This is a genomic window from Rhodococcus sp. IEGM 1330, from assembly GCF_033142445.1.
In the GTDB taxonomy this organism is placed as follows: domain Bacteria; phylum Actinomycetota; class Actinomycetes; order Mycobacteriales; family Mycobacteriaceae; genus Rhodococcoides.
This window is the reverse complement of the sequence record NZ_JAWLSB010000009.1, coordinates 258,005-277,711: the sequence shown is the minus strand read 5'-3', so window position 1 is coordinate 277,711 and position 19,707 is coordinate 258,005. Positions and strand designations below refer to the sequence as shown.

Genomic DNA, 19,707 nt, shown 5'->3' with positions numbered 1-19,707 from the left:
ACACATCGAATGCATTCACCAAATAAAATTCGGCACTGACATTCATCGACACACTGTTGAGTTCTCAAAGAACACGCGCACACCATTTACCTCCGAGCTGAAGCTCGTGGGTGTCCGGGGCAACCGTTCCAGCTTAGATCAGATGATCGAGCACAGTCAAACTGGCTTCTCATCAATGGAGGAGTCCAACCTTGCGGTTCAACCACCTTCATTGTGCCGGGAGCGTACTCCGCGTTGCTCAGGTTTGTGGTCTGGGCTGGCGTCCGTATCGCTCTGACCTGGACAAAGTTACGCCCCGGATAACAACGCGTCAAATCCCCAGGTCGTTCACGCATGATTCGCGTGAACACCCTGGTCGCAACCGGTCACGTACCCACCTGACGGACGTCGTAACCAAATTACATGGATGTGACTCCGACCACTGACAACGACGGAAAAGCTAACCGGCGATTCGCGCGCCAGCGAAGTTGCGCTTTCCTCGCCGGACCACCAACCACCGGCCGTGCAGGAGATCGTCCGCACCGGGCGTCCATTCTTCGTCGGAAATCTTGACGTTGTTGACCGATGCGCCGCCCTCCTTGACCGCGCGTCGGGCAGCGCCCTTGCTCTCGCTCAACCCCGTAGCGACCAGCAGATCGACGATGGTGTTCGGTGCACCTGCTTCGATGTCCGCCACGGACGCTTCCTGTAGCGCGGCGGCGAGCGTCTTTTCGTCGAGTTCCGTCAGTTCGGCCCGCCCGAAGAGCGCCTGGCTGGCGAGTTCGACCGATCGCGTCGACTCTTCACCGTGAACGAGTGTGGTCATCTCGGCGGCCAGGCGCTTCTGCGCTTCGCGCGCGTGCGGACGCTCGGTGGTCGCCAACTCGAGTTCTGCCAACTCGTCCTTCGACAGGAAGGTGAACCAGCGCAAGTACTTCACTACGTCCGCATCACCGGTATTCACGAAGTACTGGTACCAGGCGTACGGGCTCGTCATCTCCGGATCGAGCCACAGGCTGCCGCCTCCGGTGGATTTGCCGAACTTCTTGCCATCGGCGGACGTGACCAGTGGAACCGTCATGGCGTGGACCGACTCGGCGTCCTGGCGCCGGTTCAGTTCCACCCCGGCGATGATGTTCCCCCACTGATCGGAGCCACCGATCTGGAGGCTGCAGCCGTACTGGCGGCGAAGCTGCACGTAATCGTTCGCCTGCAACAGCATGTAGCTGAACTCGGTGTACGACATTCCGTCGCTTTCGAGCCTGTTCTTCACCGTCTCGCGAGCAAGCATCACGTTGATCGAGAAGTGCTTACCGATGTCGCGAAGAAAATCGATCGCGGACAACTCCCCTGTCCAGGACAGATTGTTCACCACCACTGCGCCCGTCGGACTCTCGTCCAGATCGACGAACCGCTCGAGCTGACCTCGGATACGCGACGCCCATTCGGTGACGACCTCGCGGGAATTCATGGTCCGCTCCCCCACGTCGCGAGGGTCACCGATGAGTCCTGTCGCACCGCCGGCGAGAATGATCGGGCGGTGGCCTGCCCGCTGAAAACGCTTGAGTGCCAGCAACGGCACGAGGTGCCCTGCGTGCAGCGACGGACCTGTCGGATCGAAACCGGAGTACAGCGTGATCGGACCCTCGGACGTGGCTTCCTTCAGCGCGTCCACATCGGTGGACTGCGCGATCAGTCCACGCCAGGTCATTTCGTCGATGATGTTCTCACTCACGACGTCGATCCTCCCGCATGGACGCATGCCACCGTCGGTCAGGCCTCCGAGCAACCGGGAGCGGCGGCGCGGGGACTGCGTTTGTAGCTCGACACCGCAGGCGACCCGACCACCCAGAAGCGCCACGGACGATCGGCCGCCGAACTCACCCCTACCCGCGGTCCCGACGCAATTGCCTTTGCGGGCAGCGGGCGCTCGAGAAGTTCGAGGGTGACGGCCGACGACGCGTCGAACACGTCCGTTCCGTTGTCTGCCAGCGAGACGCCGACGGCTCGACCGAGATTGCCCGGCCCGCGGGCCCAACCGGCCTCGACCCGTGCCGATCGTGGACCGCGGCCGGCGCGCCTGCTCTCGACGACGTCGTGGCCCGCCACCACTTCACCCGCTCGAAGCAACACGGCAGCGGCCGTGCCGTCCGGGCCACAACTCACGTTCACACAGAGATGCATTCCGTAGCTCACGTAGACGTAGAGACGCCCCGCAGGACCGAACATCACCTCGTTGCGGGCAGTCGGCCCCCGGAAGGAATGCGCGGCCGGATCGGGCCACGGACCATCGAGCGGACCACCGTAGGCCTCGACTTCCACGATGCGCACCGACACGTCGCCCACGGTGACGGTTCCACCGAGGATGCGTCGGGCTGCGTCGTCGGGCTCCCCGACCTCCAAGTCAGCGACATTCATCCCTCCCATGATGCTTCGCCCTTGACCACCGAGCGCCAACGGGGCTATGACTTCGACATCCGATAAGTCTGGCCGCAGCGACATTGCGTCGACGAACCCACTGACCGAACGGGAGTTCTAGGACGTGGCGCGCGCCAGGATCGACTCGTGCTCGGCGTCCTCGACATCGCGTGCGTCGTCGGCCAGCAACACCGGAATTCCGTTCTCGATGGGATATGCACGCCGCAATCGCGGGTTGTAGAGCAATTCCCCTTCGATCAACAGCAGCGGGCCCTTGTCCACCGGGCACGCGAGAATGGAAAGCAGTGTCGAATCGATTGCCACAGGTGTCCTTCGCTCTGCTCCGGTCGAACCGGAGTGGTGTACTCGCTTACGCTACCGAACCCGTTTTCTTCTGTGCATACTCGTTCCTACGACGATCTTTCGGCGGCGGTCTCGCGCCCGACGAATCGTTCGGCCACAACAGCTTTGGTCAATCGACGGTAGCTGTTCGACTCCGAGTCGTAAAACCACGACCGTGCGCTGGGCGTCGGGATGCCCGCTTGCTTCAGCGCCGTCGCGTTGGGCCGATACGCGCGTCCCACCGGAATTTCGGTCACCACGTGCACGATCGCCGGACGCTCGGCCGGAAGCAGTGCCCCAAGAGTGTCCGTCAATGCACGAGCGGTGATCACCGCCTCGGGTTGCAGCGAGATCGCGCAGACGGCCACCTCGGTGGCCGACGCCTCGACGCGCACCGATCGTGGCCGATCCGACGTCACCCGCACTCCGTAGACCACAGCCGAATCGACCTGATCCAGGTCACCTACCGCGTCGACGATCGGCTGGGTGTACACCGGACCGCACGCCGAACGCACCACGGTGTCCTTGCGGTCGACGAGCCAATAATCGCCGTCGGAATCGCGACGGAACAGGTTCTCGGTGGGGATCCAGGCGTCCGTGGGCTCGAAGACTCCGCGCATGACGTGACTGGTTGCTTCGCCGTCTCCGCTCGGTCGGCCGAGGAGTAGCCCGATCTCGTCGTCGCGGCACTGCCGGACGAAGCCGTCGTCGTCCTCTTCGAGGCGGCCGGTGATCGGGTCGTAGGCCGCCAGCGCAACCCGTGCACTGCCGGGCAACGGACGACCCTTGGAGCCGATCTTCGAGCCCGCCACGTTGGCCAGGATCACGTCGTTCTCGGTGGATGCGTAGAACTCGAGCACCCGAGCCGGGCTGAACCGCGCCAGCGTGCGACGCCACAGCCCCACAGGCATGCCGGAGCCGATGAACAGGCGCACCGGGTGACCGGAGTCGACCGGGAACCGGCCGTCGTCGAGGATCTGCCGCATCATCGTCCAGGTGTAGCTCACGACGGTGACGCCGTAGCGGTACACCTCTTCGCTGAACCGCTCGGGCTCGAGACCACGGGAGAGTGCGATGCGTGAACCGCCCGCGAGGGCGCCACCGATCGTGACGAGAATTCCGGCCGAATGATGCAGCGGAGCAAGGCAATAGACGGTATCGCCTGGTCCGAGCGCGGCCGTTGTCGCTGTACCGAATGCCGACAACGCCCAGCGATGATTGGTGATGTATCGCGGTTCGAGACCGCGATCGGTCGTCGTGAACAGGATCATCGCCAGTTCGCGGGCACGACCCGGATCCGGCTCGTACCACTGAGGCAAACGCACCGCGTCGGGATCGATGGCCTCGAGATCGACCACCTCGTAGCCGGACGGGATGTCGAGTTGCCGAGTCTCACCACCGCCGAGCACCAGGACGTTCGGTGCCACCGGGACCGCAGCCGCAGCATTCTCCGGATCGGCGATCACCGTGTCGACGTCGACGGTCCGTAGGGCTGCGGTCAGGTCGCTGCCCGGCTGCAGCAGAACAGGTACTGCCCCGATCCGCGAGAGCGCCGCCATCGCGGCCAGCGCGCTGGGACGAGTCTCCATCAACACACCGATGCGCGACGCGGGTCGCACCCCGACGCTGATCAGACCGCGCACCACATTGTCGATGCGGACGTTGACCGCGTCGTAGGTGTGCACTCGGTCGTCGAACAGGAAGCACTCGCCGTTCGGAGATTTACGTCCCTGCTCGGCGATCAAGCGGCCCAACGAGACTCGACTGTGCGGCTGCATCTGCCCGAGGCGGGCGAGCCTCGGCAACGTACGCACGGCCTCGGAAGAGATTTCGCGGGTACCCCGCACCGCGCCGGTCGCCGCCGACGCCAGCCCGCGGCCGACACCGACGCCCACCTCGGCAATGGAGGCTGCAGTGTGGATCAGTCGATTCGTGATCGACACTCCACTGTCGGAATCGCTGTGGCCCTCGCGCTCCATCACGCGAACCGCCTCTGGCTTCGGTCCGAGATCCTCGCGCCACCGAATCCAGTTTCCCGTCGTCGGCCAGGTCTGTGCACCCGCGGTACTGCCGACAACCAATCCGAAATGGCCTGCGCGCAAGGTAGTTTCGAAAACCTGCGCACGCGGGGCCGCGCGCTGAATGCCGCGCACGGCCAACGGTTGACCGATGTCGTCCACCTCGCCGACGAAGGCCAACACCGGCACCGTGAGTTCGGCCAGAGTCAACAGTCTGTCCTTGATGACGAACCCGCCGGTCATCATGCGGTTGTGCACGACGAACTGCTTCAGCAACTCCGCAACGGCAGGGCCGGACCAGGCCACCCACCCGTCCATCGCCAGAAAGCGTCGCTGCGGCTCGCGTGGCAACAGCGCCTCACGGTCGTGCAACTGCCTCAGGAAATCCAAGCGCGACCGCACGGTCTTCGCCGGATCGAGTAGCTGGAATCCCGTCCGCGCCATCCACCCCGACACAGCGAGCCGAGTGAACACGTGATCGGCGAGAAACTCCGCTCCCCTCGTGGCCACACCGGCCGGAATCCCGAGCGGCAAGCCGGCCAGAGTGTCGACCGGAGCCCCGAACGTGATGAGGCTGGCCAGATTTCGGCCACCGCGGTAGGCAGCCGCCTGGTAGCAGAACATTCCGCCCTGGGAATAGCCACCCAGGTGGACGTCGCGACCGGTGTGCTCGTGCACCTTGTCGACGACCTCGCTGATCGCCACGACGTGATCGGCCAGCGTACGGCCCCACCCACCCTCTTCGGTATCGGGCGATCCGAAATCGACAACCCACGGATCCAGACCCATGCCGTGCAGAATTCCGGCCGCGCCTTGTTCGGTGGTGACGTCGTAGACATCTGCGGAGACCATCATCGGTGGAATGAGTACCACTGGAGGACTGTCCGCAGGCACATCGTCCGGGAAGTACCGCCGAAGCCGATACATCGGCTCGCGATCCATCACCCGAAACGGCGACGGATCCACCTCGGTTTCGAGCCCACCCAGACGAATGACCTCGAGACCGTTCTGGGCCGTGGCGATGGCCCGCCGCAGTGGTCCACGTACGGCATCTGCATTCAGTCCCACAAATACACTCCTGCGTTCGGCCCCGACGGAACGACCGGCATCGGTCTTCGCGTGACGAAAGCTTCTCACATCACACTCGAGGAACCGGCATGGATATCGATTGCGCACTCAGTGCCGCAACACCGGTTCCTCGGCCCACGCACGCAGGGTCGCAGCAGTCGCCCGCACGCCCCCGAGCTGATGCGCCACCTGCACCGCAGCGGTGCCACCGCGAGCATCACGCGACGAGATCGAGCCCTCCACCGTCAGCACCTCACGAACGGCAGGCGTGAGGGACGGATCGATCGCGGCCAACTCGTCGTCGGTCAGATCCGCCAGCCCGACGCCTCGTGCCTCGGCCGCCCGGACGCAGGCACCAGCAGCCTCGTGGGCAACCCGGAACGCAATCCCCTGCCGCACCATCCACTCGGCGATATCGGTGGCAAGAGTGAACCCGGCCGGTGCCAGCTCGGCCATGCGTTCGGTGTGGAACTCCAGTGTCGCCGTCAACCCGGTGAGAGCCGGGAGCAACAACTCGAGCTGAGCCACCGAATCGAACACCGGCTCCTTGTCTTCCTGAAGATCACGGTTGTAGGCCAACGGTTGCGCCTTCAGCGTGGCCAGCAGGCCGGTCAGATTGCCGATTAATCGGCCGGTCTTTCCACGGGTCAACTCCGCGACGTCCGGGTTCTTCTTCTGCGGCATGATCGAACTGCCGGTGGACCACGCATCGGCCAGCGTCACGTAGCCGTACTCGGGAGTGCTCCACGAGATGACCTCCTCGGCGAAGCGCGACAGATCGACCGCCGTCATCGCCAATACGAAGGCAGCTTCGGCAGCGAAGTCGCGCGAGGACGTGGCGTCGATCGAGTTCTCGGCGGACGAATCGAACCCGAGCTCGGCTGCGATCTTCTCCGGACTCAGACCAAGTGACGAACCGGCGAGAGCACCGGAACCGTACGGCGACACCGCTGCTCGCGTGTCGAAATCCGCGAAGCGCTGCACATCGCGCAGCAACGGATGGGTGTGCGCGAGCAGATGATGCGCCAGCAACACCGGCTGCGCGGCCTGCGAATGCGTCTTGCCCGGCATGACGGCCGTCGAATGCGCCGCTGCCTGGGTGGCCAACGCGTCGACCACATCGAGAACGCCGACCGACACCCGGCGGACGGCGTCGCGCAGCCACATGCGGAACAGCGTGGCCACCTGGTCGTTGCGCGACCGGCCCGCACGCAGTCGGCCACCGACCTCGGGTCCGACCCGATCGATCAAACCGCGTTCGAGAGCGGCGTGCACGTCCTCGTCGGACTCGGCTGCCACGAACGCGCCCGAGGCGACATCGTCGGCGAGGCGCTGCAAACCGTCGAGCATGGTCTCGAGGTCCTGCGGGGTGAGCAGTCCGGCACCGTTCAGCACACGGGCGTGCGCCATGGATGCGCGGATGTCGTAGGGCGCGAGGACCCAGTCGAAGTGCGTCGACTTGCTCAGCGCTGCCATGGCGGCGGCCGGCCCTGACGCGAATCTGCCGCCCCAGAGCGAACCTTCGTTGGTTCCGTGCGAGGTCTCCGAATTCGTCACAGGCCCAGGTCCCGCTTCGCGGCGATCTTCGACGAGAGTCCGTGCAGCTGAACGAATCCCTTGGCGGCGGACTGGTCGAACGTGTCGCCCTCGTCGTAGGTGGCGAGATTGAAGTCGTAGAGCGACTCGCCACTGCGGCGTCCGTTGACGATGATCCCGCCCGCGTGCAGAACCAGGCGGATGTCGCCGGAGACGTGCTCCTGCGTGTGCGCCGTGAACGTGTCGAGAGCGCCCTTGAGCGGGGAGTACCACAGGCCGTCGTAGACGAGCTCGGCCCACTTCTGGTCGGTGTGGCGCTTGTAGCGACCGAGTTCGCGCTCGAGGGTCACGTGCTCGAGCTCCTCGTGGGCGCGGATGAGCACCATGGCACCGGGTGCCTCGTAGATCTCGCGGCTCTTGATGCCGACGAGCCGATCCTCGACCACGTCCAGGCGGCCGACACCCTGCGCTCCGGCACGAGTGTTGAGCTCCTGGATCGCTTCGAGTACCGAGACCGGACGGCCGTCGATCGCGACGGGACGACCCTTGTCGAACGAGACGATGAGCTCGTCCGGAGCCTGGAAGTTGACCGTCGGATCCTCGGTGTAGTCGTAGACATCCTTGGTCGGCGCGTTCCACAGGTCCTCGAGGAAACCGGTTTCCACCGCGCGCCCCCAGACGTTCTGGTCGATCGAGAACGGCGACTTGGTGGTCACGTTGATCGGGATGTCGTTCTCCTCGGCGAACTTGATCGCCTTCTCGCGCGTCCACGCGTAGTCGCGAACCGGTGCCAACACCTCGAGCTCGGGGGCGAGGGTGTTGAAGCCGACCTCGAACCGAACCTGGTCGTTGCCCTTACCCGTGCACCCATGTGCGACAACGGTTCCGCCGTGCGCCCGCGCGTTCTCGACGAGGTGCTTGACGATGAGCGGACGGCTGATGGCCGACACGAGCGGGTACCGATCCATGTACAGCGCGTTGGACTGCACCGTCGGCAAGCAGTACTCGTCGGCGAACTCGTTCCTGGCATCGACGACGACGGATTCGACTGCGCCGCAATCGAGTGCGCGCTGGCGCACGACGTCCATGTCCTCGCCGCCCTGCCCCAGATCGATGGCGACGGCAACGACCTCCTTGCCGGTCTCCCTCCCGATCCAGCTGATGGCGACGGAGGTGTCGAGTCCGCCGGAATAGGCGAGGATGACGCGTTCGGCCATGGTGTTCAAGCTCCTTCGTTGTTCTTGTTGCGCATGATGGGTAACCGGATCTCAGTTACCGCGTCGAGCAAGCTTTTCGATCTTGTCCGCGACCTCGCCACCGGTATGTGGCTCGCGGGCTATCAACAGAATCGTGTCGTCACCGGCGATGGTCCCGACGATCTCGGGCATCGCGGCTCGATCCAGAGCACTGGCCAGGTAGTGCGCCGCGCCGGGTGGAGTGCGGAGGACGGCCTGGTTCCCGCTGTGATCGGTGGACACCAACAACTCCCCCAGCAATCTCAGGAGACGGTCGGTGCCACCGGACACTCCGCGGACCGGGCTGCCGTCCTCGGGCACGACGTACACCCCCACTCCACCGTCCGGCGCGCGCAGTTTCACCGCACCCAATTCCTCGAGGTCCCGCGAGAGCGTGGCCTGAGTGGTGTCGATTCCCTCGGCTGCGAGCAACGACGCCAGCTGCGGTTGACTGCGCACCTGATGCGTGGCCAGCAACGCGATGATCCGTGCCTGCCTCCCCGCGCGGGTCGACGCGGTCAACGGCACCGCAGTGACGTCCTCGCTCATGGTCGTCGGGCCTGCTCGAGGAGCCACACCAGCAGTGCCTTCTGCGCGTGCAGGCGGTTCTCGGCCTCGTCCCAGACCACGCTCTGGGGACCGTCGAGCACCTCGTCGGTGATCTCCTCGCCGCGATGTGCGGGGAGGCAGTGCAGCACGACGGCGTCCGACTGGGCCTTGGAGAGCAGATCGGAATCGATTCGATACGGCCGGAACGGGGCGATCCGATCGAGGCCGTCGTTCTCCTGGCCCATCGACGTCCAGGTATCGGTGACGAGCGCGTCGGCACCGGTGGCGGCCTCGACCGGGTCCTCGGTGATGGTGATGGTGGCCCCCGTTTCCTCGGCGCGCGCATGCGCCGCGTCGAGAACGTAGCCGAGCGGCGCAAATTCCTTGGGCGCGGCGATCCGCACGTTCAGCCCGGCCGTCACTCCGCCGATGAGCAGCGAGTGCGCCATGTTGTTGGCACCGTCACCGAAGTAGGCCAAGGTGCGCCCCTGCAGCGTTCCCTTGTGTTCGATCAGGGTCTGCAGGTCTGCCAGAACCTGGCACGGGTGGAACTCGTTGGAGAGGGCGTTGACGATCGGAATCGTTGCGCCGGTTGCCATCTGCTCGAGCCGCTTCTGCCCGAACGTGCGCCACACGACCGCCTCGACATAGCGCGAGAGAACCCGCCCCGTGTCCTGCAGTGTCTCCTCGCGACCCAGCTGGGTGTCGCGGCCCGTCACCACCACGGCATGGCCACCCAACTGTGCGATACCCATCTCGAACGAGAAGCGGGTGCGTGTCGAGTTCTTCTCGAAGATGACACCGATCCCCTTGGGCCCCTCGAGCGGACGCTTCGAGAACGGTGCACGCTTGAGCTCTGCTGCCAGAGCGAGGATTTCGCCCTGCTGTACAGGCGTGATGTCGTCGTCCCGGAGGAAATGCTGAACGGTCATGACTGATGAGCCTCCTGTGCTGCGTCGAGAATTGCCGGTAACGCCGTCACGAACGACGCGGCTTGCTCTTCGGTGATGATCAACGGAGGCGCGAGTCGGAGCACATCGGGCTGTGCCGCGTTGAGGAGGAAGCCTGCCTCGCGCGCGGCCGCTTCGGCCGCCGGTGCGACGGCGGCGGTGAGGACAACGCCGAGAAGAAGACCCGAGCCCCGAACATGGCTCACCAGAGGGTGGTCCAGGTTCTCGATGGAGTGCGCGATGGTCTTGCCGATGCTGTCTGCGTGCGAGATCAGATCCTCGTCGGCAATGGTGCGCAGGACGGCCAGAGCCGCCGCTGCGCACACCGGATTACCGCCGAAGGTGGTGCCGTGCTTGCCCGGATGCAGCAACTCCCCCGCCGCTCCGATGCCGATGCAGGCCCCGATGGGCAGGCCACCGCCCAGACCCTTGGCGAGTGTGATGACGTCGGGCACGATGCCGACCGACTGGTGGGCGTAGAACCATCCGGTTCGGCCGATACCGGTCTGCACCTCGTCGAGGACCAACAGTGCACCGTGCTTCGCGGTGATCTCGCGCGCAGCGAGGAGATATCCCTCCGGCGGAACGACCACACCGCCTTCGCCCATGATGGGTTCGAGAAACACTGCGGCGGTGTCGGAATCGACGACGGCTTCCAGCGCGGCCACATCGCCGTACGGAACGTGGTGCACGCCTGCAGGCATCGGCTCGAACGGGGTCCGCTTGTCCTGCTGACCGGTCAGCGCGAGAGCGCCCATCGTCCGTCCGTGAAAGGACTTCTCGGCCGCCACGATGTTGGGACGGCCGGTCAGGCGAGCGATCTTGAACGCCGCCTCGTTGGCCTCGGTTCCCGAATTGCACAGGAACACCCGGCCGGTCGCCCCGGCACCGAGGTGCGCGAGCAATTGCTCGGCCAACGCGATACCGGGTTCTGTCGCATAGAGATTCGAGGTGTGCCCGAGGGTGGACAGCTGAGTGTTGACCGCCTCGATCACCGCCGGATGGGCATGTCCGAGGATGTTCACGGCGATACCCGCGAGCAGATCCAGATACTGCTTGCCGTCGGCGTCCGTCACCACCGCGCCCTCGCCGCGGACGAGCGCCACGCGCGGAACACCGTAGTTGTCCATCAGCGAATTCGACCACCGCTGTTGCAGATCGAGGGTGGACTCGGTGCCGGTCATGGCGTGACTCCTGACGTAGAAGAATGATCGGGGGTGACCATGGTGCCGATTCCCTCACCGGTGAACAGCTCCACCAGAACGGAATGCTCGACGCGACCGTCGATGACGTGCGCCGACGGAACACCCGCTCGAACCGCGCGCAGGCACGCTTCCATCTTCGGCACCATCCCGGCGTCGAGCGAGGGCAGCAACGCCTCGAGCGTGGACGCGTCGATCTCGGAGGTCAACGAGCTGCGATCGGGCCAATCCGTGTACAGGCCTTCGACATCGGTGAGCACCACCATCTTCTCGGCACCGATGGCACTGGCAAGCGCCGCTGCCGCAGTATCGGCGTTGATGTTGTGTACGACGCCGTCGCGGTCGGGAGCGATGGTGGACACCACCGGAATGCGTCCTGCTGCAATGAGATCGAAGACCGCTGCGGGGTTCACCGACGTGACGTCGCCGACGAGGCCGATGTCGGTCTCGATGCCGTCGACCAGCACGGTACGACGCGTCGCAGTGAACAGGTGCGCATCCTCGCCGGAGATTCCCACGGCGTACGGACCGTGTTCGTTGATCAGGCCGACGAGCTCGCGCCCGACCTGCCCGAACAGCACCATCCGCGCGACGTCCATGACCTCGGGGGTGGTGACGCGGAATCCGCCGCGGAATTCACCTGCCAGGCCGAGTCTGGTCAGCATGGCCGAGATCTGTGGACCGCCGCCGTGAACGACGACCGGATGGATTCCGACGGTGCGCAGGAATACCATGTCGGCCGCGAACGCCCGCTTGAGATCGTCGTCGATCATGGCGTTTCCGCCGTACTTCACGACGACGACCTTGCCCGAGAATCGCTGCAGCCAGGGCAGAGCCTCGGCAAGAGTGAAGGCCTTCTGCGCGGCCGTCAACTGCAGAGCAGCCGAGGTCATGACGAGTACGCCGAATTCTCTTCGACGTACGCGTGCGAGAGATCGGTGGTTCGAATGGTGGCCGACCCGGGTCCGAGACCGAGATCGATGGTCACCGCGATGTCGACACCGGACAGATCGACCTCCCGAGCTCCCGGCGCTCCCACGCCGTCGATACACACCGGATTGCCGTTGAAGGACACGGCAATTCGATCCGGATCCAGCTCGATCGGGGCGATGCCGATTGCCGCGAGCACCCGACCCCAGTTGGGATCCGACCCGAACAGCGCCGTCTTGGTCAGAGAGTCCCTGGCGACCGCACGCGCGCCGATCAGGGCGTCGTCCTCGTTCATCGCACCCGACACGGTGATCCGCACCCGCTTGGTGACGCCCTCGGCGTCGGCCATCATCTGGTCGGCCAGGTCGTCGCACACCGCCAGGACCGCGGCGTCGAGTTCTTCCTGCGACGGTGCCACTCCGCTGGCCCCTGAGGAGAGCAGCAGTACGGTGTCGTTCGTCGAGGACGCGCCGTCGACGTCGAGCCGGTCGTAGGACAACCGGGTCGCCGCGCGCAGCGCCTTGTCCAGCTGGTCTGCGGTGGCGACGGCATCGGTGGTGATGACGCTGAGCATCGTGGCCAACGACGGTGCCAGCATGCCTGCTCCCTTGGCCATGCCGCCGACGTTCCATTTGTCGGCGTGATGAACAGCCGCCTGCTTGGGCACGGTGTCGGTGGTCATGATCGCGTACGCCGCATCGGTACCACCCGAGATGCCGCCCGCGAGTTCGTGCACCACCTCGGTCACGCCGGGCAGCAGCTTGTCCATCGGTAGCCGGTCACCGATGAGACCCGTCGAGCACACGGCAACCTCGATCGCCCCGGTCTCGGAACCCCAATTGCTCAGTGCGGACGCCACTTCCTCGGCTGTACGGTGCGAATCCTGAAAGCCCGGCGCACCCGTGCAGGCATTGGCTCCACCGGAATTGAGAATCACCGCGCGCAGCCGTCCGGTGGAGAGCACCTGCTGCGACCACAACACCGGCGCAGCCTTGACCTTGTTGCGGGTGAACACACCCGCCGCAGCGAAATCGGGCCCCTCGTTGAACACCAAGGCCAGATCGGACTTGCCACTCGCCTTGATACCGGCCGGGATACCGGCGGCGCGGAAACCCGCGGGAGCGGTGACACCCTGCGTGCGCACGAGCTTTCCCGCAACCATGCCGACGGCCTCCGTCTCGCTCCCGACGCTGCTCATGGCGCTACTCCTACCGTAGAGAGACCCTCGGTCTCGGTGATTCCCAGTGCAAGATTCATGGATTGGACTGCGGCACCAGCCGTGCCCTTGGCCAGGTTGTCGATGGCCGCGATCACGACGAGCAAGCCGGCGTCCGCGTCGACCGACACGCTCATCTGCACGGCATTCGACCCTATGACCGAACCGGTCTGCGGAAGGCGTCCGGCCGGAAGCACGTGCACGAACGGCTCTGCCGCGTACGCCTTCTCGTAGACCTCGACGGCCTGTGCCTGCGTGGCGGTGGTGATCGCGGTGCAGGTGGCCAGGATTCCGCGAGGCATCGGCGCGAGAACCGGTGTGAAGGACACCGCAACAGCGGCACCGGCGACGGCCGAAAGGTTCTGCACGATCTCGGGAGTGTGGCGGTGCGCGCCCGCAACCGCGTACGCCCGAACCGAACCCATCACCTCCGAACCGAGAAGATCGGCCTTCGGGGCTCGGCCGGCACCCGAAGTACCGCTGACGGCAACGATATTGACGCGGGGCTCGATGATGCCTGCGGCGACGGCAGGTGCGAGCGCGAGAGAGGACACCGTCGGGTAACACCCCGGAACCGCGATACGAGTGGCACCGACCAACCGCTCACGGCAGCCCGGCAACTCCGGCAATCCGTACGGCCAACTACCCGCGTGAGGACTCTTGTAGTACTTCTCCCACGCCGCACCGTCGGTGAGGCGGAAGTCGGCGCCGCAATCGATGATCACCACGGACTCGGGCAACTGCAGCGCGAGTTCGGCGGACTTGCCGTGTGGAAGGCCGAGGAAGACTACGTCGTGCCCGGCGAGTTCGTCGACGGTGGTCGGGGCGAGAACGCGGTCAGCGAGTGGCAACAGATGTGGATGGAATTCACCCAGCGTCGCCCCGGCGTTGCCGCCCGCGGTCAGGGAGCCGATGACCAACGAACCGTCGCGCACTCCCGGGTGTCCGAGTAGCAATCGAAGAATTTCACCGCCGGCGTACCCACTTGCGCCCGCAACCGCGATACGCCTCGGAATCGCCTCCGAAATAGTCATGCGGTTTATTATGCAGCATCATGCAAGCTCATTCATTAACGGGTCCGGTGTGTCAGCGTCCACCCATGGACTTGCGGATCTCGTCGAGCTTTCTGCGGCCGGCTTCCTGCCGTTCGTTCCACTGCTCGTCGAGGTCACGGCCCGCCCTGGACTCTCGGTCCAACTCCTCCGCGCCGACGGCAGTCCCCGATCGCTGTTCCACCTTGTCGCGCACACCGTCCCACGTGGGCACCCCCGAATCGGTGAAGTCACCGATCGGTGCACTCACCGACCCGGCACCGTATCCGGTACCGACGGGCAGGTCCTCGACCAGCTCCGCATCGATGATCCCCGGCACCGTGCCGCCGAGCGGAGCCCCCGGCGGTGGATCACCGAGGGGCTGGTCGATACGCGGCTTGGTCACCTGCGGAACGTCGACATCGGGAACCGTCCCGGGTGGCGCTCCGCGATCGGGAGTGACCGGCTCCGGTTCTGCAATGCCCAGCTCGGCCGCCAGAGCCGACGCGGCAGCTGCCACCGGGGCAAGGCGCGGGCGACCCGCCACGGCGGCGAGAATCTCCTCGATCACCTGAAGATCCGTCGCCGTGCCGTCTGTCCCGAATTCACTCATGCGCTGCTCCCGTCACCCGTGGCCACTCGTGACTCCACGCTACGGACACGAGAGCCCGGGTGTGACGGATCAGCTGCGCAGCTGCGCTGATTCAACTGCGCAGCTGCGCGCCGACGGCCTTCGATGCCGCTTCGACTGCCGCATCGCGGGCAGCCGTTGCCTGATCCTCGGTCAAGGTGCCGTCGGCTCCGCGGAACCGCAGCGCGAACGCCAGCGATTTGCGACCCTCGCCCACCTGTTCACCCTCGTAGACGTCGAACAGTCGAATCGACTCGAGCAGGTCGCCACCGCCGATCGTGAGCGCGGCTTCCACCGACGCCGCGGGTACGGAGGCGTCGACCACCACGGCCACGTCCTGCAGCACCGCCGGATACGGCGACACCTCGGGGGCAGGGAGCGACTCGACGACGGGCAGAGCGCTCAGGCTCAACTCAACGGCGCACGTACGCGGCGGCAGGCCCGCCCGCTCGAGCACCGCCGGATGCAGCTCGCCCGCGTATCCGACGACCTCGCCGTCGAGCAGGACCTCCGCGCACCGACCTGGATGCCACGGAAGATGCTGAGCTGCCCGAAGATCGACGTGCACTCCGGACGCCTCGGCAACGGTACGCACCGCAGCAAACGCATCGGCGGCCTCGGCCGCGCGGCCAGGACCCCACGGACCCGACAACTCACGCTGACCGGTGAGCACCACAGCCACGTGCACCGGCTGCGCCGGCAACGAACCGCGGAGCATGGCGATCTGGTCGTCGGTGGGACGACGATCGACCGGCAACGCGTCCACAGCGGCGGTCGCGTCGTGTCGGAGCACCACCTGGGCAATACCGAACAGCGATACGTCTCGCTGACCGCGGGCGATGTTCCTGCTCAGCATCTCGAGCAAACCCGGGAGCACAGTGGTCGCGAGCTCGGGACGGTCGGCCTCGAGTGGATTGAGCACCGAGGTGGTCGCGCGCCGTGGGTCGTCCGCGTCGAGACCCCACGTGTCGAATACGCCCTTGGGCAAGAACACCGGAGGCAGCACCTCGACGTACCCGGAGAACGCGAGTGCCTTACCGACGGCGCGCCTGCGCTTCTGTTCGGCGGTGAGGCCACGACCTCCCGGGGCCGACGGCAGTACCGACGGGATCTGTTCGAGCCCTTCGAGCCGGAGCACCTCTTCCACCAGGTCGGCACGCTGCACCAGGTCCGGTCGCCAGGAGGGCGGGGTGACGATGAGCTGGCCGTGCCCGCCGTCGTCGACCGACACCTCGACTCCGCAGCCGATCTGCGTCAACCGTCGGGCAGCGGTTCCGTTGGGGTACTGCACTCCGGCAATTCGATCCGGTAGGTCGAAGTCCATCGTGACCGTGGGATATTCGGCGGCTTCGCCGATATCGGTCAACACGGGCTCGATCCGGCCGCCGGCGATCTCGACCAGCAACTGCGCTGCCCGATCGAGCGCCGCCACCGGAAGAGCCGAATCCACGGTCCGCTCGAAACGCTTGCTGGCCTCGCTGGAGAGCTTGTGGCGACGCCCGGTGCGGAACACCGCGAGCGGATCGAACGATGCCGCTTCGAGTACGACCTCGGTGGTCGAGTCGTCGACTTCGGTGGACGCGCCGCCCATGACACCGGCCAACGAGATCGCTCCTGATCCGTCGGCGATGACGACGTCCTCGGGATCGAGGGAACGCTCGACGCCGTCCAGTGTGGTCAGCTTCTCCCCCGCATTCGCGCGGCGGACGACCAGATCGCCGTCGAGCTTGGTGGCATCGAAGGCGTGCAGCGGCTGGCCGAGCTCGTGGAGCACGTAGTTGGTGACATCGACGGCCGCCGAGATCGGGCGTACGCCGGCCAGCAGCAGTCGACGCTGCATCCACCAGGGCGTCGTCGCCGTCGGATCGATACCGACGATCTTGCGCAACGCGAATCGCGATGCGCCCGAAGCCGGTTCGACGGTGACCGACCATGCATCACCGGTGACCTCGGTGGGGACCGTGCGCGCCGGATCCACGAACGGGAGGTCGAAACTACAGGCCAGTTCACGGGCGAGGCCGCGGACGGAGAATGCGTACCCGCGATCGGGGGTCACGTTCAGCTCGATGACCGAGTCCTGCAGACCGAGTACGGCTTTGGCGTCGTCTCCCGGAGTGGCCGTGCCCTCGGGCAGCACCAGAATTCCGGAGTGATCCTTACCCAACCCGAGTTCGAGCGTCGAGCAGATCATGCCGTTCGAGTTGCGGCCGTAGGTCTTGCGCGACGCGATGGCGAATCCCCCGGGCAGGACGCTGCCCGGCAGAGCGGCCACGATCAGGTCACCCTCGGCGAAGTTCCTGGCACCGCAGACGATTTCCTGCGGCTCGGCCGCTCCGACGTCCACCAGGCAGAAGCGAATCGGCTTCTTGAACTCGGTCAGCTCCTCGATCGAACTCACCCGACCCACCACCAGCGGGCCGGTCACGGTGTCCAGCGAGTCGAGTTCCTCGACCTCGAACCCGACCCGCACGAAACCGGCGTCGAGCTCCTCGGGCGACACGGCCCAGTCGGGAGTCCCCGCGTGCAGGACCTCGGTCAGCCAGGATTGTGGGACTCGCACGTGTGCTCAGCTCTTTCTTGTATCCGAGAAGAAGTGGGTCGGGTGAGAAACGCCGTCAGGCCTGAACACCGAACGGCAACGTGAACCTGATGTCGCCCTCGACGATGTCGCGCATGTCCGGGATGTCGTTGCGGAACTGCAGCGTCCGCTCGAGACCCATTCCGAACGCGAATCCGGTGTAGACCTCGGGATCGATGCCGCTGGCCTGCAACACCTTCGGGTTGACCATTCCGCAGCCACCCCACTCAACCCAACCGGCCCCGCCCTTCTTCTTCGGGAACCACACGTCGACCTCGGCCGACGGCTCGGTGAACGGGAAGTAGTTGGGCCGCATGCGAGTACGGGTGTCGTTGCCGAACAACGCCTTGGCGAACGCATCCAGTGTTCCGCGCAGGTGCGCCATGGTCAGGCCCTTGTCGATGGCAAGACCCTCGACCTGATGAAAGACCGGAGTGTGCGTCGTATCGAGTTCGTCCGTGCGAAACGTCCGTCCCGGGCATACGACGTAGATCGGAACCTCACGCGAGAGCATCGACCGGACCTGCACCGGAGAGGTATGGGTGCGCAATACCTGCCGCGAACCCTCCGGTGCGATATGGAACGTGTCCTGCATCGTGCGTGCCGGGTGGTCGGGCAGGAAGTTGAGCGCATCGAAATTGAAGTGCTCGGTCTCGACCTCAGGGCCCTCTTCGACCTCCCAGCCCATTCCGACGAACACGTCGGCAACCTGTTCGGCGATGATCGTGATGGGGTGCCGGGCACCGACGGGAGCTCGATCGGTGGGCAGTGTGACGTCGATGGTTTCTGCGACCAGGATGGCGGCGTCACGCTCGGCAGACAGCACGGCGCGTCGCTCGTCGAAGGCCTTCTGCACTCGATCTCGCGCTGCCTTGACGCGTTTGCCCGCGTCAGCTTTCTGGTCTCCCGGGATCGCACCGAGTGCGCGCTGCGCAAGCGCCAACGGAGCCTTGCCGCCCACATGATCGATCTTGACCTTGGTCAGAGCATCGAGGTCCGACGCGTCGGCGAACGCCTGCTCGGCCGAGTCCACTGCGGAGCCGAGCGCGGACTCCTCGAGAACGCTCGGATCTACCGGCTCGGGTCCGACATCTTTCTTCGCCACGACAGCTGCACTCCTCGAGTAATAGTCGGTGTCTGCCACGAAGGGTCGTTGCGCAGGCTTCACTCCTGCGCGGAGCAGACAGGTATCGATCCTAGGCGAGACGTGCTCACGGGTTTCCGGAGCGTCGCTGCGCCCTGGCACTCGCGTACAAGCAGATCGCCGCGGCGGTTGCCAGGTTGAGGCTCTCGGCGCGGCCGTGGATCGGGATTCGAATGCGGTGATCGGCGTCGCGCGTCACGGACTCGGGGAGCCCGTGTGCCTCGTTGCCGAACAACCACGCGGTCGGTTGGGTGAGCAGTTCGTCGGCGTCGTCCAAGTCGACTTCGCCGTCGGCGGCCGTGGCGACGATGGTCAGACCCGCTCTGCGCAACGCGTCGATTCCGGACTCGATCGATCGCTCCCGAGCGATGGGTAGATGGAACACGCTGCCTGCAGAGGCGCGGACGCATTTGCCGTTGTGCGGGTCCACCGAGTCGCCCAGCAGTACGACCGAATCCGCTCCGGCTGCGTCGGCGACGCGAATGACCGTCCCGGCATTGCCCGGCTCGGCCATCTCGACCGGTACGGCCACCAGCCGCGGTGTTCCGGCCAACGCACGGTCGATCGGGACGTCGACCAACTCGGTGACTGCGATCAGGCCCTGTGGAGTGACGGTGTCGGACAATGCCTTCGCAGCACGGTCGGTGATCGGATGAACTCGTGCGCCACCGGCCTCGACGGACGCGATGAGGTCATGGTGGCGCTCGAGGGCATCCGCGGTGAAGAACAGCTCACGAACCAACCGGGACTTCGCGGCCTCGGACACCGCATTGAATCCCTCGGCGAGGAACTGCCCAGTCTTCTTGCGTTCCGCGGCTCGAGCGAGCTTGACGGCCGAAACGACCCGCGGAGTTCGCTCGGTCAGCGAATCCACGGGCCG

17 protein-coding genes are annotated in these 19,707 nt (G+C 65.6%); 1 reads left to right on the top strand and 16 read right to left on the bottom strand.

Annotated elements, in window-relative coordinates:
• Nucleotides 1–277, top strand: a 277-nt coding sequence (locus R4P57_RS20990; RefSeq protein ID WP_317804754.1) for a hypothetical protein, incomplete at its 5' end; no start/stop codon positions are given.
• A 162-nt stretch (nt 278–439) separates the two neighbouring features.
• On the opposite strand, the gene tyrS is transcribed toward R4P57_RS20990, so the two are convergent.
• From tyrS to R4P57_RS20910, 16 genes are all read right to left on the bottom strand, one after another.
• The gene (gene tyrS, locus R4P57_RS20985) at nt 440–1,714 is read right to left on the bottom strand and encodes a tyrosine--tRNA ligase (RefSeq protein WP_317804753.1); all 1,275 of its coding nucleotides are present in this window, start codon (nt 1,712–1,714) and stop codon (nt 440–442) included.
• 38 nt (nt 1,715–1,752) lie between these two features.
• Nucleotides 1,753–2,397, bottom strand: coding sequence for a DNA-3-methyladenine glycosylase (locus R4P57_RS20980; RefSeq protein WP_317804752.1), 645 nt, complete (start codon nt 2,395–2,397; stop codon nt 1,753–1,755).
• Nucleotides 2,398–2,514: 117 nt separating this feature from the next.
• Nucleotides 2,515–2,721, bottom strand: a complete 207-nt coding sequence (locus R4P57_RS20975; protein ID WP_128646570.1) for a Trm112 family protein — start codon at nt 2,719–2,721, stop codon at nt 2,515–2,517.
• A gap of 86 nt (nt 2,722–2,807) precedes the next feature.
• Entirely contained in the window at nt 2,808–5,825 is a 3,018-nt protein-coding gene (locus R4P57_RS20970) for an AMP-binding protein (protein ID WP_317804751.1), read from the bottom strand.
• A gap of 108 nt (nt 5,826–5,933) precedes the next feature.
• On the bottom strand, nt 5,934–7,382 hold the full coding sequence (gene argH, locus R4P57_RS20965; protein WP_317804750.1) for an argininosuccinate lyase: 1,449 nt from the start codon (nt 7,380–7,382) through the stop codon (nt 5,934–5,936).
• Nucleotides 7,379–8,578, bottom strand: a complete 1,200-nt coding sequence (locus R4P57_RS20960) for an argininosuccinate synthase (RefSeq protein WP_317804749.1) — start codon at nt 8,576–8,578, stop codon at nt 7,379–7,381. Before R4P57_RS20960 ends, argH begins: the two co-directional genes overlap by 4 nt.
• 51 nt (nt 8,579–8,629) lie before the next feature.
• Entirely contained in the window at nt 8,630–9,145 is a 516-nt protein-coding gene (locus tag R4P57_RS20955) for an arginine repressor (protein ID WP_411742404.1), read from the bottom strand.
• On the bottom strand, nt 9,142–10,077 hold the full coding sequence (gene argF / locus R4P57_RS20950) for an ornithine carbamoyltransferase (protein ID WP_317804748.1): 936 nt from the start codon (nt 10,075–10,077) through the stop codon (nt 9,142–9,144). Before argF ends, R4P57_RS20955 begins: the two co-directional genes overlap by 4 nt.
• Complete coding sequence (locus R4P57_RS20945) at nt 10,074–11,279, bottom strand: acetylornithine transaminase (RefSeq protein ID WP_317804747.1); 1,206 nt, start codon at nt 11,277–11,279, stop codon at nt 10,074–10,076. Before R4P57_RS20945 ends, argF begins: the two co-directional genes overlap by 4 nt.
• On the bottom strand, nt 11,276–12,190 hold the full coding sequence (argB, locus tag R4P57_RS20940) for an acetylglutamate kinase (protein ID WP_317804746.1): 915 nt from the start codon (nt 12,188–12,190) through the stop codon (nt 11,276–11,278). Before argB ends, R4P57_RS20945 begins: the two co-directional genes overlap by 4 nt.
• Nucleotides 12,187–13,389 (bottom strand): bifunctional glutamate N-acetyltransferase/amino-acid acetyltransferase ArgJ, encoded by a 1,203-nt coding sequence (gene argJ, locus R4P57_RS20935; RefSeq protein WP_317804782.1) that lies wholly within the window; start codon nt 13,387–13,389, stop codon nt 12,187–12,189. The genes argB and argJ overlap by 4 nt, the downstream gene beginning before the upstream one ends.
• A gap of 32 nt (nt 13,390–13,421) precedes the next feature.
• Nucleotides 13,422–14,477 (bottom strand): N-acetyl-gamma-glutamyl-phosphate reductase, encoded by a 1,056-nt coding sequence (argC, locus tag R4P57_RS20930; RefSeq protein WP_317804744.1) that lies wholly within the window; start codon nt 14,475–14,477, stop codon nt 13,422–13,424.
• Nucleotides 14,478–14,529: 52 nt separating this feature from the next.
• The gene (locus R4P57_RS20925; protein ID WP_317804743.1) at nt 14,530–15,087 is read right to left on the bottom strand and encodes a hypothetical protein; all 558 of its coding nucleotides are present in this window, start codon (nt 15,085–15,087) and stop codon (nt 14,530–14,532) included.
• A 91-nt stretch (nt 15,088–15,178) separates the two neighbouring features.
• Nucleotides 15,179–17,665 carry a phenylalanine--tRNA ligase subunit beta gene (pheT, locus tag R4P57_RS20920; RefSeq protein ID WP_317804742.1) on the bottom strand — a complete coding sequence of 829 codons (2,487 nt, stop codon included), beginning with the start codon at nt 17,663–17,665 and terminating at the stop codon, nt 15,179–15,181.
• A 55-nt stretch (nt 17,666–17,720) separates the two neighbouring features.
• Nucleotides 17,721–18,788: a phenylalanine--tRNA ligase subunit alpha gene (gene pheS / locus R4P57_RS20915; RefSeq protein ID WP_317804741.1), complete on the bottom strand. Its 1,068-nt coding sequence runs from the start codon at nt 18,786–18,788 to the stop codon at nt 17,721–17,723.
• Between the two features lie 106 nt (nt 18,789–18,894).
• Complete coding sequence (locus R4P57_RS20910; protein WP_317804740.1) at nt 18,895–19,701, bottom strand: RNA methyltransferase; 807 nt, start codon at nt 19,699–19,701, stop codon at nt 18,895–18,897.
• Nucleotides 19,702–19,707: the final 6 nt, after the last annotated feature.